Source organism: Kurthia sp. Dielmo (genome assembly GCF_000307285.2).
GTDB lineage: Bacteria > Bacillota > Bacilli > Bacillales_A > Planococcaceae > Kurthia > Kurthia populi.
Genome location: NZ_HE578964.1, coordinates 60,830 through 74,795 on the forward strand (window position 1 = coordinate 60,830; position 13,966 = coordinate 74,795).

General features: G+C 37.7%; 14 protein-coding genes. 1 reads left to right on the forward strand and 13 read right to left on the reverse strand.

Features of this window, described 5'->3' with window-relative positions; genetic code table 11:
• Window position 1: 1 nt before the first annotated feature.
• The 7 genes from exaC to KTHG_RS18865 form a co-directional block, all read right to left on the reverse strand.
• Window positions 2-1,519 (reverse strand): acetaldehyde dehydrogenase ExaC, encoded by a 1,518-nt coding sequence (exaC, locus tag KTHG_RS18835; protein WP_126992003.1) that lies wholly within the window; start codon window positions 1,517-1,519, stop codon window positions 2-4.
• Between the two features lie 104 nt (window positions 1,520-1,623).
• Entirely contained in the window at window positions 1,624-1,986 is a 363-nt protein-coding gene (locus tag KTHG_RS18840; RefSeq protein ID WP_139995871.1) for a DUF779 domain-containing protein, read from the reverse strand.
• 69 nt (window positions 1,987-2,055) lie between these two features.
• Complete coding sequence (locus KTHG_RS18845; RefSeq protein WP_126992005.1) at window positions 2,056-2,763, reverse strand: ABC transporter ATP-binding protein; 708 nt, start codon at window positions 2,761-2,763, stop codon at window positions 2,056-2,058.
• A complete protein-coding gene (locus KTHG_RS18850; protein WP_139995873.1) occupies window positions 2,763-3,539 on the reverse strand; it encodes an ABC transporter ATP-binding protein in 777 nt (258 codons plus the stop codon). The genes KTHG_RS18845 and KTHG_RS18850 overlap by 1 nt, the downstream gene beginning before the upstream one ends.
• On the reverse strand, window positions 3,532-4,473 hold the full coding sequence (locus KTHG_RS18855; protein ID WP_126992056.1) for a branched-chain amino acid ABC transporter permease: 942 nt from the start codon (window positions 4,471-4,473) through the stop codon (window positions 3,532-3,534). The genes KTHG_RS18850 and KTHG_RS18855 overlap by 8 nt, the downstream gene beginning before the upstream one ends.
• A gap of 9 nt (window positions 4,474-4,482) precedes the next feature.
• Entirely contained in the window at window positions 4,483-5,361 is an 879-nt protein-coding gene (locus KTHG_RS18860; protein WP_139995875.1) for a branched-chain amino acid ABC transporter permease, read from the reverse strand.
• 69 nt (window positions 5,362-5,430) lie between these two features.
• The gene (locus KTHG_RS18865) at window positions 5,431-6,627 is read right to left on the reverse strand and encodes an ABC transporter substrate-binding protein (RefSeq protein ID WP_139995877.1); all 1,197 of its coding nucleotides are present in this window, start codon (window positions 6,625-6,627) and stop codon (window positions 5,431-5,433) included.
• Window positions 6,628-6,870: 243 nt separating this feature from the next.
• Between KTHG_RS18865 and KTHG_RS18870 the strand changes: the two genes are divergently transcribed.
• Window positions 6,871-8,259, forward strand: coding sequence for a cryptochrome/photolyase family protein (locus tag KTHG_RS18870; RefSeq protein ID WP_139995879.1), 1,389 nt, complete (start codon window positions 6,871-6,873; stop codon window positions 8,257-8,259).
• A 76-nt stretch (window positions 8,260-8,335) separates the two neighbouring features.
• Here the strand turns inward: KTHG_RS18870 and KTHG_RS18875 are convergent, their stop codons facing one another.
• From KTHG_RS18875 to KTHG_RS18900, 6 genes are all read right to left on the reverse strand, one after another.
• Window positions 8,336-8,773, reverse strand: coding sequence for a MarR family winged helix-turn-helix transcriptional regulator (locus KTHG_RS18875; protein ID WP_126992010.1), 438 nt, complete (start codon window positions 8,771-8,773; stop codon window positions 8,336-8,338).
• 23 nt (window positions 8,774-8,796) lie between these two features.
• A complete protein-coding gene (locus KTHG_RS18880) occupies window positions 8,797-9,552 on the reverse strand; it encodes an SDR family NAD(P)-dependent oxidoreductase (RefSeq protein WP_126992011.1) in 756 nt (251 codons plus the stop codon).
• 60 nt (window positions 9,553-9,612) lie between these two features.
• Window positions 9,613-10,215, reverse strand: a complete 603-nt coding sequence (locus KTHG_RS18885; protein WP_139995881.1) for a class I SAM-dependent methyltransferase — start codon at window positions 10,213-10,215, stop codon at window positions 9,613-9,615.
• A gap of 541 nt (window positions 10,216-10,756) precedes the next feature.
• A complete protein-coding gene (locus KTHG_RS18890) occupies window positions 10,757-11,674 on the reverse strand; it encodes a peptidylprolyl isomerase (RefSeq protein ID WP_139995883.1) in 918 nt (305 codons plus the stop codon).
• A gap of 124 nt (window positions 11,675-11,798) precedes the next feature.
• On the reverse strand, window positions 11,799-13,274 hold the full coding sequence (locus tag KTHG_RS18895; RefSeq protein WP_255512510.1) for a HAMP domain-containing sensor histidine kinase: 1,476 nt from the start codon (window positions 13,272-13,274) through the stop codon (window positions 11,799-11,801).
• Window positions 13,261-13,938 (reverse strand): response regulator transcription factor, encoded by a 678-nt coding sequence (locus KTHG_RS18900; RefSeq protein ID WP_126992014.1) that lies wholly within the window; start codon window positions 13,936-13,938, stop codon window positions 13,261-13,263. The genes KTHG_RS18895 and KTHG_RS18900 overlap by 14 nt, the downstream gene beginning before the upstream one ends.
• Between the last annotated feature and the right edge of the window lie 28 nt (window positions 13,939-13,966).

Consider the following 13,966-nt stretch of genomic DNA (forward strand, 5'->3'; position numbering starts at 1 on the left):
TTTAGAAGAAACCTTGAGGCTTACGGTTATAGCTAACTAGCAAGTTTTTCGTTTGTTGATAATGATCTAACATCATTTTGTGGTTTTCGCGACCGATACCTGATAGCTTGTAACCACCGAATGCTGCACCTGCTGGATATTGGTGATATGTGTTTGTCCATACGCGACCTGCTTGGATTGCACGACCTGCACGGTAGGCAATGTCACCTGAACGAGACCATACCCCAGCACCTAAGCCGTACTCTGTATCATTCGCAATTTCAATTGCTTCATCGTAATCTTTGAATGTTGTAAGCGATAATACAGGGCCAAAGATTTCTTCTTGGAAAATACGCATTTTGTTGTTTCCTTTGAAGATAGTAGGTTGGATGTAGAAACCATTTTCTAATCCTTCTACACGATTAGCTTCACCACCGACTAACACTTCTGCACCTTCATCTTTACCAATTTGTAAATAAGACTTGATTTTTTCTTGTTGTTCATTTGAGTTTTGTGCACCCATCATTACTTCTGTATCTAATGGATTACCAATTTTGATTGCTTTTACGCGCTCAATTGCACGCTCAATGAATTTATCGTAAATTGATTCTTGGATTAATGCACGTGATGGACAAGTACAAATCTCACCTGAGTTTAGCGCAAACATAACAAGACCTTCAATTGCTTTATCTAAGAATTCATCATCTTCATCCATAACATCTTCAAAGAATACATTAGGTGACTTACCACCTAACTCTAATGTTACAGGAATGATGTTTTCAGTTGCGTATTGCATAATTAAGCGCCCTACTGCTGTAGAACCTGTGAATGCCACTTTCGCAATTTTTTTGTTTGTTGCTAAGGCTTTACCTACTGTTGCACCAAAGCCATTAACGATGTTTACAACACCTGGTGGTAGTAAGTCTTCGATTAATTCCATTACAACCATAATCGATACTGGTGTTTGCTCTGCCGGTTTTAACACGACACAGTTACCAGCTGCTAATGCAGGAGCTAGCTTCCAAACTGCCATTAAAATTGGGAAGTTCCAAGGAATAATTTGACCAACAACGCCTAGAGGCTCTTGGAAGTGATACGCTACTGTATCATCATCTAATTGCGTAAGACTACCCTCTTGGGCACGAATAGCAGAAGCGAAATAACGGAAATGATCTACTGCTAATGGAATATCTGCATTTAATGTTTCTCGAACTGCTTTACCATTATCCCAAGTTTCAGCAACCGCAATTAATTCTAAGTTTTCTTCAATGCGATCAGCAATTTTATTTAGAATATTAGCACGTTCAGTTGCTGAAGTTTTACCCCAAGCTTCTTTCGCTTTATGTGCAGCCTCAAGTGCTAATTCGATATCCTCGGCTGTTGATTTTGCAGCTTTAGTGAAAACTTCACCTGTTACTGGCGTTACATTATCAAAATACTCACCTTTTACTGGTGCTACCCATTCGCCACCAATATAGTTATCGTATTTTTCCTTAAATTGAATTACTGCGCCTTCAGTGTTTGGATTTGCATAGATCATTACACTATCCGCTCCCTTACGATTATTTAAAACGTCAAATTCCCAGAATTTTCTGTTTCGTACATATATTATCTAACAAAAAACATATTTTTTCAAATAATAGGTCAATGGATTTCTGCTAATTCTTTTTCCTCATCTTCTGTAAAAGGTCGACTTCGCGTTAGAAATGCTTTTCCTAATTCTGCTTCAAGTGAAAAGCCACCCATCCCGTTCGTAACATCAACAATAATTTGCGTGTGCTTCATATATTCATATAAGCTTTCATGCATGTAAAATGGAATGTCCTTGTCTAATGTACCAAGCAATAAATCAACGCTTCCTTCTTTAAATTCACCCTGCTCATAGCACATCGGTGCAGTCCCATCACAGCACCCACCAGATAAGTGAAACACTAATGCTCCATGTGATGCTTTTAATTCTTGAATAACAGTCAGTGCTTCCTCAGTTACGATTACACGTTCTACCATTTCCATCACCCCTTATTTATCTTTACCCGCATTAAAAAAGGACAAGCATCATACTTGTCCTTTCTGAGTCTATAAACCACCTAAATATGCTGCACGTACTTCATCACTTTCTTGTAGTTCCTTAGCATCGCCAGATAATACAACTTTACCGGTTTCAATTACATACGCTCGCTGCGCAACTGACAGTGCCATATGTGCGTTTTGTTCAACTAATAAAATCGTTGTACCTGCTTCGTTAATTTCTTTAATAATACTAAAAATCGTTTGAACCATTAAAGGTGCTAGGCCCATCGAAGGTTCATCTAGCAACAATAACTTAGGCTTCGCCATGATCGCGCGGCCCATCGCAAGCATTTGCTGCTCACCACCAGATAATGTTCCTGCAGACTGACTTTTTCGTTCCAGCAATCGTGGAAATAGCTCATAAACTCGTTCCATATCTCTTTTAATACCATCGCGGTCTTTGCGTAAATAAGCACCTAAATCTAAATTTTCCTCTACACTCATGTTTGCAAAAACACGACGACCTTCCGGTACTTGCGAGATGCCACTCTTCACAATTCCTTGCGCTGCTTTTCCTGCGATTGAGTTTCCGAGGTATTCAATTTTGCCTTTTTTCGGTTTTAATAGGCCAGATAACGTCTTAAGTAACGTTGTTTTCCCGGCACCATTTGCACCGATTAATGTAACGATTTCACCCTCATTTACTTCTAGTGATACTTCACGCAATGCTTGAATATTGCCGTAAAATACATCGATATTTTCAACTTTTAGCATTAAACCGTTACCTCCTCACCTAAATACGCCTCGATTACTTTCTTGTTGCTACGAATTTCTTCTGGTGTGCCTGATGCGATAAGTTGCCCATGGTCTAGTACATAAATTCGCTCACAGATTCCCATAACAAGTCCCATATCATGCTCGATTAATAAAATTGTTAAATCAAATTTTTTACGAATCAATGCAATTAAATCCATCAGTGCACTCGTCTCTTTTGGATTCATACCAGCAGCTGGTTCATCTAATAATAAAAGCTTAGGCCCGGCAGCTAATGCACGTGCAATTTCAAGGCGGCGCTGCATCCCATAAGGTAAATTTTTTGCCAGCTCATCTTTATATTTATCTAGCTCGAAAATCTTTAAAAATTCGAGTGATTCCTTCTCCATTTTTGCTTCACCTTTGAAATAAGTTGGTAAACGTAATATTGAGCTTAGTACCGAATGATTTGCTAGAGAATGGTTCGCTACTTTTACATTATCAAGAACAGTTAATTCTTTGAACAGACGAATATTTTGGAATGTACGGCTCATACCACTTTTTGTTACTTGGTGTGGTAACATATTATTGGTCACTTTTCCATCAAACGTAATCTGTCCCTCTGTTGGTTTATATACACCTGTTAGCATATTAAAACTTGTCGTTTTTCCGGCACCATTTGGACCGATTAGACCGATTAGTTCTCCTTCAAATAATTCCATATCAAAGCCTTGTACAGCCTTTAACCCACCAAACTGAATACCGACATTTTCTACTTTTAAAAGAGAGTTACTCATGTGCGTCTCCTCCCTTGCGCTTACGTTTGAATAAATCTGTAATTTCTTTTGTACCCATTAAACCTACTGGGCGATAAAGCATGACAAGAATTAACACAAGGCTGTAAATAATCATTCGTGTTTCTGGGAAGTCTTGTAGGTAAAGTGAAATAATTGTTAATGCAACTGCCGCAATCACTGCACCTGATAGGCTACCAAGACCACCTAGTACAACATAAATTAAAATATCAAATGATTTTAAGAACCCGAATTGAGCTGGTTGAATGATGAAGAAATTGTGAGAGAATAAACCACCTGCAAGCCCTGCAAATAACGAACCAATCGCAAATGCGAGTACTTTATAATACGTGATATTAATTCCCATCGCATCAGCAGCAATTTCATCTTCTCGAATCGCAATACAAGCACGACCATGACGTGAGCGTGTAAAGTTCGAAATGACAATAATCGTAATTAACATGCCGAAGAATGCATACGTCCACGTTGTTTGTTGCATCACTTGCATCCCTGCCGCGCCACCAACATACTCCCAGTTTAAGAAGATAATACGGATGATTTCTGCAAAGCCTAATGTGGCAATGGCTAAGTAATCTCCGCGTAAACGAAGCGTTGGAATCCCAACGATTAATCCTGCAATCGCAGCTACAATAGCACCTGCAAGTAATCCAACGATAAATGGTAAATGTAGCTGCATCGTACAAATCGCTGAAATGTAGGCCCCTACTGCTAAAAACCCTGCATGGCCGATTGAAAACTGTCCTGTAATGCCAATAACTAAGTGAAGACTGACAGCTAACATTACATTAATCGCAATCGTAATAAGTAAATTTGAATAATACATATCTAATTGACCACTTGAAATCATCACTTGAATAATTGCATAGCCAATAATCGCTATAATCGTGTAGATCCAAAATGTTTTTGAAATTTTCATCATGACCACCTACACTTTCTCGCGCGTATTTTTACCAAAAATACCCGCTGGTTTAAAGATTAAAATTAAAATAAGAATGATAAATGCTGCTGCATCGCGCCACATTGAGAAGCCAAGCGCACTAACAACTGTCTCCACAATACCTAGCACCATACCACCTGTCATAGCACCTGGAATACTACCAATACCACCTAGTACAGCTGCAATGAATGCTTTTACGCCAGGGATAATACCCATTAATGGATCAATTTTTGTGTAGTATAAACCGAATACTACGCCAGCAGCACCTGCTAATGCAGAACCAATTGCAAACGTTGCTGAGATTGTAATATTCACATTAATCCCCATTAAGCGAGCAGCTTCCATATCATGAGAAACGGCACGCATTGCTTTACCGATTTTTGTTTTATGCACAATAAATTGTAGTAATAACATTAAAACAATTGTTGTGACTAGTATAATGATTGATTCTGAGCTAATTTGTGTACCAAAAACAGTAAATGTTTTTGAAATGACTGCATTATCAGGGTAAGCTTCCGGCTGTGCGCCGCGGAAGAAAATCGTCGTATATTCAATTAATAACGACATCCCGATAGCTGTAATTAACGCGGCAATACGCGTCGCATTACGTAAGCGTTTATAAGCAAGGCGTTCAATAACAACACCTAAAATAGAACAAATAACCATTGCGGCAAGTAACGACGGAATAAATCCGATATGCCAATGTGTTAAGCCGTAAAATCCAACAAATGCACCAATCATAAAAACATCACCATGTGCGAAGTTAATTAATTTAATGATGCCGTATACCATCGTATATCCAAGTGCAATCAACGCATAAATACTACCAATTGATATACCGTTTACGAGTTGTTGAAGCCACTCCATAATTTTCACTCCTTTTTGTCAAATTAAAAAAAGGAGGACAAGTGCCCCCCTTCATAAAAGACTTGTCACTTAAGGTTCCACTTTTGTTTTGAACACTTGTTTGCCGTCTTTAAATTCAAGAACTGTTGCCGATTTGATTGTGTTATGTTCTTCATCCACAGAAATTTCACCTGTTACAAGACTTAAATCCTTCGTCTCCGCTAATGCTTTTTGAATATCTTCACCTTTTGTTGATCCTGCTCGTTCAATCGCATCTTTTAGCCAATACACTGAGTCATAGCCCAGTGCATTGAAGGCATCCGGTGATTTATCATCATTTGCTTCTTTAAATGATTTTACGAATTTTTGGATTTTTTCATCTGGATCTTCTGCAGAATAGTGGTTTGTAAAGAAGGTGTTATCAAGTGATTTTGCACCCGCAAGCTCAACAATTTTTGGTGAATCCCAGCCATCGCCACCCATCATCGGAGCGTCAATATCAATTGAACGTGCTTGCTTCACAATTAAGCCTACTTCTTCGTAATAACCTGGTACATAAATGAAGTCAGGATTTTTTGATTTTAAGCGTGTAAGTGTTGATTTAAAGTCCGTATCTTTTGCTACATACGATTCTTCAGCCACAACCTTGCCACCATTTGCTTCAATTTGCTTTTTGAATGCTTCAGCTAAGCCTTTTGCATAGTCACTTGAGCTATCCGCAAAAATCGCTACGTTTTTCGCTTTCAAATCATTTGATGCAAAGTCCGCCGCAATTTTCCCTTGGAATGGGTCAATGAAGCATGTACGGAATGCATATTCATTTACAGCACCGTCATCATTTACTGTTACTGTTTGTGAAGTACCTGATGGTGAAATAAGTGGCATTTTATTTTGGTCCGCTACTTGTACAGCCGCCACTGTATTACCAGATGTTGCTGAACCAATTTGCGCTACTACTTTTTCTTGTGTCGCTAATTTTAATGCCGCTGATGTCGCCTCAGAGTTTTCTGATTTGTTATCAATTTTTACTGCCTCGATTTTTTTACCATCGATACCACCTGCATCATTAATTTCTTTAATTGCAAGTTCCGCACCCTTTGAAATTCCCGAACCATATGATGCTACAGCGCCTGACAGCTCTAAGTTCAAGCCTATTTTAATTGTGTTACCATCTGATGACCCACTACCTGAACCTGAATCTTTCGATCCACACGCTGTTAATGTTCCTAACAATAGTGCAGATGAAACAATCAATGCACCGTACTTCTTTAAATTGTTATTCTTCATTAAACTTCATCCCCCTTGCGCCAAATTTTATTTAATAATTCTGACTATTGATAACATAACTTTAAAATATGTTTTCTAATTCCATATTTTATATTCTAAAAACAAATAAGTAAACATAATTTTCTATTAATTCTAAAAATTAAAAAAATAATATATTAGCGTTTTTTAGAGAATTTAACTGTTTTTTCTAGAATTTAACGTTCGAATGATTTATTGCTATAATTAGATAAAGGAGGTTTCACAATGACAAAAGCGTTAATGTGGTTTCGTTATGATTTACGGTTGCATGATAATCTAGCATTACTTGCTGCAAGCGACTTTGATGAAGTCATTCCTGTGTTCATCTATGAAAAAACAAATTCAGCTGCTACTGCCTCTGATTGGTGGCTACATTATTCATTAGAAGCACTAGCAGAATCAATTAAATCATGTGGTGGTTCACTTATTATACGCCAAGGAAATCCACAACTCATTATTGAAGAATTGATGAATACATTCCAAATAGATGCCCTATTTTTCAATCGTAGTCTCCTACCTAAAGATGTACTACTTGAACAAGAACTCGTTGAAAAATATTCTACTAAAACAACATATGTGAAGTGTTTTGATGATCGATTACTATTTTATCATCATAAGATTGTTACGAAGAATCAGACACCATATAAGGTATTCTCGTCTTATTGGAAAATAGCAAAGTTGCAATATATTACTTTTCCACAAAATAAAAATAGTACTTTTTCGAAAGATACATTTGATTCTTTGGCAATAGATGACTTAAAATTAATCGATAATCATCATTGGATGAAAAAATTTGGAGCATATTGGACTCCTGGCGAACAGCAAGCCATTCAAAAATTTGAGGATTTTATCGAACAAGATTTAGCTTCTTATAATAAGCTGAGAGATTTCCCAGGAAAGCAGGGAACGTCTGATATGTCTCCTTATTTAGCTTGGGGGAATATTAGTATTCGCTCGATGTGGTACCGTGTAAAGCGATTTATTGATGAACAGCCCGAACATGCAGATGCTGCTGATAGCTATTTAAGACAACTAGCCTGGCGAGACTTTGCTTATGAACAGTTGGCACAGTTCCCTGACCTTGACCGTATTCCTGTGCGTAAAGCCTTTCAGCATTATCCATGGGCTTTCGATGAGGGTTTATTCACAGCGTGGAAAACTGGTCAAACAGGTTATCCACTGGTGGACGCTGGGATGCGTGAACTGTGGGAGACTGGCATTATACACAACCGTGTTCGAATGGTTGTAGCTTCTTTCCTTGTTAAACATCTACGCATCCCTTGGCAGTACGGCTATGACTGGTTTAAAGAAACGCTCGTCGATTTTGATACCGCAAATAATGCGATGGGATGGCAATGGGTTACCGGTAGTGGTATTGATGCTGCGCCTTATTTCCGCGTTTTCAATCCTACTGGACAAGCTCAAAAATTTGATAGTGGCGCTTTTTACATTAAACGTTGGATTCCAGAGCTAAAAGATGTTCCACTTGATGTTATCCACAGCCCTCAAAAATATGTAGCAGCGCATCAGATAAGTTATCCACAGCCAATTGTGGACCATGCAACAGCACGAAAGCTTGCACTTGAAGGCTTTGAGCATATTAAAAAACATTAAAAAAGCAGGAATCGCTCATCGGCGGTTCCTGCTTTTTTATACGCAGACATACGATTATCTTCGCTGTCTTTATATGTTATTTTTCATTACGTTGAATAGCTGCTGCAAGGAGTTTATCTTGAATATTAACATATTGTTCGATTTCTTCGTCTGTCAGTGCATCGAATAATTCTGTTTGAAACTCACGACCAAATGCTTGAGCTTCATTGAATACTTTCAGGCCTTCTTCCGTAATATCGAGCAATACATGGCGACGATCATCATCGTTATATTTACGAACTGCATAACCTGCTTTTACAAGTTTATTCGAAATATTCGTCATAGCGCCAGGTGTACAGCCAATTTTATCGGCTAATACCGTTTGCTTTTGCGCACCACTATTTCTCAATTCAGCTAATACAAGGACAGGTGTTACACCAATTTTATGAGGGAATCGTTTCATAAAGTAAACGATATTTGAATTGTTGATGATTTCTGTCGCATGAATGAGTTGAAAAATGTTTTTGTTTTTCAAAACTATGCCTCCTTCTCGCATAACTATCGAAGCATAATTGAACCGCCATCCGTCATGATTGTTTGACCAGTAATGTATTGAGAATCTTCAGAAGCTAAGAATACTGCTACGCGACCGATATCTTGTTCAACATCGCCAAAACGACCTAATGGAATTTTGTTTTTTACTGCTTCATAGTATTCAGGTTGAGCTTTAGACCATGCTTCAACGCCTGGTGAATAAGCAATTGGGCTAATCATATTAACGTTGATGCCAAATTGACCCCACTCATTTGCCGCGACACGTGAAATACCACGAATTGCTTCTTTTGCTGCTGCATACGCGCCTTGAGTTGGATCGCCTTTTAACCCTGCACCTGATGCGAAGTTAATAATATTACCTTGTGATTCTTTTAAGTAAGGGAATGCTGCTTGCATTAAATAGAAAGTTGGATAAAAACCTGTACCGAATGAAAGATCGATATCTTCTTGTGTTGTTTCCATTAATGGTTTTTGTTTTGATGCATGTGCATTATTTACTAAGACATCTAGTTTACCATATTTTTTAACAACTGTTTCGACGATGTTTCCTAAGTTATCTCGATCCATTAAGTTTGCTTGCATGAACATAGACTCTGGAGAATATTGTTGTAGTTCTTTCTCCATTGCTTTACCAGTTTCCTCGTTTAAATCGACGATTGTTACGATAGCGCCTTCTTTAACCATTGCTTTCGCCATACCGCTACCGATGCCACCTGCTCCGCCTGTGATGATAACTACTTTATTCTCTAATTTACCCATTCAAAACACTCCTTAATGTTTAATTAATTATATTTTAACATTAAAATATTTCATTTTAAACTAAAAAGCATTTCGCTCATAAATTAACAAGCGATCATTCGGTGACATAATCATTTGTGGTGGCATAAGTAGTTCTTTTACAAACTGAAAAGATGACCAATCCAGTAAATCGATGTATTCAACCATTGGGAAATAAACGATAATTTTCATATTCCGCGGATAACGTTCATAGGACTTATTGATATTTGCTAATACCTTCTCAAAAACCGCAGGGCTAAATGGATTGAAAAAGAAGAAAATAGAATCCGCTTGTTGAATACGATAATTTTGTGCTAATTGATGATGAAAGGTAATCGCTTTTTCGCCATACTTTTTACAATACAAATGTCGATTCATATTTGCTACTTCAACATATAGCTCGTCATATTCAATTCCTGTCACTGGAATACCCCAGCGGTAATTTGCATAAATAGCAACGCGTCCTTTACCACTTCCAAAATCCACAAAACTATCTTCATCTGTTACCTCTATCTCATTTGCCAATAACTCTAACACATTATAGGCAGTTGGTTCATATGAATGATTGTCTGCGAGGTGAATAGCTGCCTGACCATCTGCTGTCGTTTGAATACCCAATATTTTTTCAAATTGATAATCGTTCATGTGATTCACCTACCCTTTTTTTATTGATTATATACGAAAAACCCATCTATACATCGGTGTGCTTTCCGATGTAAGATGGGTTTTTCAAGCGTAAATATAAGTTGGGTGGGTTATTCCTGCTTACTAGCAGGTATGAAAAAATAGGCTACTCGCTGTCCTCGATGACGAGTCGATTTCATTGAGCAATCCTTCAATATTGTGTGGACATACAATATTGAAAGATAGATGAATCGTATACTAAAGTGTGCGGAAGTCATGCTTAGTGGACATTAAGCTGACTAATTTAGTAACGATTCAATGAATAGAATGAAATGTGGCTTCTTCAGTGCTCTGAAAATTTCAGTACACTCACATTTCTATAATCATTACATCGTCAAAGCATAGAATTTATAAGAGTGGACAGTCTTATAATTTGTACACTTTCACTAAGCAAGAAACCTCGTTGTTTCAATGCCGATACATAATGATTATTTTTTCTATATAAGGGCGACACTACTCTTTGTAGCAGGCACTACGTAGATACTAGTAGTCGCCCAGGGAATTATTCTTCAGTTGTTGATTTTGATGTTGTTGCTAATGTGTTATCGATATCATAATCTTTTTCTAAATCTGCTAACCAAGTTGAGTAGTTCGCATTCATTTGCTCATTTACATAAGCTGTACGAACTTCGTCTTTCACATCTGCATATGTTGCTTCCTTAGCTGATTTGATACCTGTCACTTTAATAATATGATAGCCATATGAAGATTTTACTGGATCACTGATTTCTCCTTTTTTCATAGAGAATGCCGCATCAGCAAAGTTCTCATCCATTGATGATTTATCAAAATATCCCAGGTTACCACCATCAGAAGCGTTGCTTGTATCTGTAGAATATTTCTTCGCTAATTTATTCCAATCACCGCCATCAGCAAGTAATTTGGCAACTTTTTTCGCTGTCTTTTTATCTTCAACTAAAATATGACTAGCTTTCACTTGTTTTGCTGTATCGTATGAAGATTTATTTTCTTTGAAGTATGCTTTTAATTTTGCATCTGTAATTTCTAATGTTGGTTCCATTAGTTTTTGTGTTTGAATGTATGTTTTCACGCTTTCTTCAAAATCATTCATTGTCATATTACTTGATTCTAGTGCAGATTCTAATCCTTCAGTGCCACCATATTGTGTTGCCTGAGTTTTTACTTCTGCATCAATTTCTTTTTGTGTAACTGTCACATCTTGTTTCTTCGCTTCTTGTTCAATGACACTATTTGTAATTAAAGTTTGAACGACTGTTGAGCCGTATTGCTTTTGCATCGCCTCATTTAATTCGGTTGTTGTAATCTTCGTATCGCCAACCTTCGCAACGTAATTGTTGCTATTGCCAATTAGTGCATAAACAATTACACCAACTACAATGACTGCCGCGATAATACTTGTTATAACAAGCCCTTTTTTCTTTTTAGGCTGCTTATTCATTTGGTAAAACTCCCTTCACTTCCTGTCTTTCGATACGTTTATTATATGAAGTGAATGTGTCAGGTAAATGTCAGCGAAAAAATAAAAAAAGAGATTCATATTGATTACATAAATCTCTTTACTATTATTCTGTTGTTTCTGAAATCACTTTTGGTAACGTGATTTTAAATGTTGTACCGCTTGTTGTACTTGAAATAAGTTGTAAATCTCCTTGTAAGGACTGGGCCATCATTTTACTTAATGCTAGTCCCAATCCTAATCCACGAACTGCATACTTTTTATTTTCACCGCGGTAAAAACGCTCAAATACAAAAGGTTGTTCTTCTATTGGAATGCCTTTCCCTGTATCTGCAACAAAAATTACAATATCCTTTTCTTCATCTTGCATGGTTAATTGGATATGGCCGCTGCCTTCCATTGCTTGCTTTGCATTCGTTAAAAGATTCGTCAAGATTTGCTGGAAGCGAACACCATCTAATTGTACAGTTCTTTCCTCAGGTAAGATTTCCACATCAACCTGTACGCCTTTTTCTGGCTGTGACATTGCCCATTGTACAACAGACTCTTGTACATAATGATTAATAGCGTATGGCTGAATGTGTACTGGAATAGCATTCACTGCAAATGAATTAAATGCGAGCAAGTCACCTACCATTGTTTTGAGCTTTGTCGTTTCATTCAATGCCATTTTCACAAACTCTTTTTCATCTTCTCCTGTCACAACGCCGTCCTTCACAGCTTGTAATAAGCCACTGATCGATGTGACAGGTGTTTTCAGTTCATGTGTTACACCTGCCAGAAGTTCCGTACGTGTTGCCTCGAGTTGCTTTAAACGTGCTGCCATATCTCGGAAGGATTCAATTAAATCATACACTTCTTTTTCCTTCACATCATTGGCGAGTGCCACATTATAATCACCGCTTTGAATTTGTTGGGCGGCCTGTGCAACATCTTTAATCGGTTTTGATAATCGTCGTGATAATAAATAGATGGCGATTGTTCCAATAAGAGCAAGTGCAATAATGATGGCCGCAAGCTGTGAGTATTCCTGGTCGACATGTGCTAGATTTTTTTTAGATTCTAGTAACACCACATAGCCGACCGTTTTTTTATTACTGTTAATTGCTTTTTTAACTGCATAGTAGCTGTCATTATTTAATTGAACTTTTATAATATCTTTCTTGCTAGCCATAATTGTTTTAGGCAATGTCTGCTCAAATAAAGATTCTGGTGGTGCTGGTAAATTTGGCTGCGCTTCATTCATTTTTTGCGGCGCATTTTTTGGCTCATTACTCGAAATAATATTCCCTGTTGCATTCACTAAATAGATTTTAGGATTAATTCCTAAATTCGCTAAGGGTGTACGCTCCCGAAATATACCAGGCTGTGCTTCTTCACTCGTAATACTTTCTGTAATTCGACTAGCCATTTCATCTGCTACTACTTCTAACATGTCTACGCGGTTTGTCATCGTGTTATGACGTAACCATGTAATGGATAGGATGGATACAACAAGTAAACCAATAATCAGCGCTGCTAAATAACGTAATGTCCAGTAACGTGCCAGTGGAACACGCTTCATTTCTTTATTTTTTGACACTAAATTGATACCCTAATCCACGTAATGTTTTAATTTCACCTTGTTCTTCAGGCCAGTCCTGTAATGATTTACGAAGACGTTTTACCGCTAAATCCACTGCACGGTCACTTCCGTCGTATTCCCAGCCCCACACTTTGTCGATTAGTTGATCGCGTGTAAAGGTTTGGTTTGGGTTTTCTGCTAAAAAGATAAGCACCGATAAATCCCGAGGTGTTAGTTCTACTTTATAACCGTTTAATGTAACATCATGTGATTGTAGATTAATTTCAAGTGCCCCGAATTGTTTTGTTGGCCCACTATCTGCTATTGTTCGGCGTAAAACGGCCTTGACGCGTGCCACAACTTCCTCTGCCTCGAATGGTTTGGCGATATAATCATCCGCACCTCCATTAAGACCATCCAAGCGATAATTCACATCACCAAGTGCTGTCAGCATAATGACGGGGCATTTACTCACTTGTCGAATTTCCTCAAGAATTTGCCAACCATTTTTTTCTGGTAACATGACATCAAGTAACACTAAATCTGGATTCCATGAATGAAATTTTTGCATCGCCTCTGTCCCTGTATAGGCTTGTTCCGTTAAAAATTGCACTTTTGTCAAATACGCTTTGAGTACTTGACTGATGGCAAATTCGTCTTCTACAATTAAGATTTTTTCCATCTATATCCCACCTTTTTTATCGTGCATT

Coding starts and splice junctions, on each gene's coding strand:
- KTHG_RS18900 (WP_126992014.1), bottom strand. CDS start 13,938: ATGGAAAAAATCTTAATTGTAGAAGACGAATTTGCCATCAGTCAAGTA.
- KTHG_RS18885 (WP_139995881.1), bottom strand. CDS start 10,215: ATGAACGATTATCAATTTGAAAAAATATTGGGTATTCAAACGACAGCA.
- KTHG_RS18850 (WP_139995873.1), bottom strand. CDS start 3,539: ATGAGTAACTCTCTTTTAAAAGTAGAAAATGTCGGTATTCAGTTTGGT.
- KTHG_RS18890 (WP_139995883.1), bottom strand. CDS start 11,674: ATGAATAAGCAGCCTAAAAAGAAAAAAGGGCTTGTTATAACAAGTATT.
- KTHG_RS18880 (WP_126992011.1), bottom strand. CDS start 9,552: ATGGGTAAATTAGAGAATAAAGTAGTTATCATCACAGGCGGAGCAGGT.
- KTHG_RS18870 (WP_139995879.1), top strand. CDS start 6,871: ATGACAAAAGCGTTAATGTGGTTTCGTTATGATTTACGGTTGCATGAT.
- KTHG_RS18860 (WP_139995875.1), bottom strand. CDS start 5,361: ATGGAGTGGCTTCAACAACTCGTAAACGGTATATCAATTGGTAGTATT.
- KTHG_RS18855 (WP_126992056.1), bottom strand. CDS start 4,473: ATGAAAATTTCAAAAACATTTTGGATCTACACGATTATAGCGATTATT.
- KTHG_RS18840 (WP_139995871.1), bottom strand. CDS start 1,986: ATGGTAGAACGTGTAATCGTAACTGAGGAAGCACTGACTGTTATTCAA.
- KTHG_RS18845 (WP_126992005.1), bottom strand. CDS start 2,763: ATGCTAAAAGTTGAAAATATCGATGTATTTTACGGCAATATTCAAGCA.
- KTHG_RS18865 (WP_139995877.1), bottom strand. CDS start 6,627: ATGAAGAATAACAATTTAAAGAAGTACGGTGCATTGATTGTTTCATCT.
- exaC (WP_126992003.1), bottom strand. CDS start 1,519: ATGATCTATGCAAATCCAAACACTGAAGGCGCAGTAATTCAATTTAAG.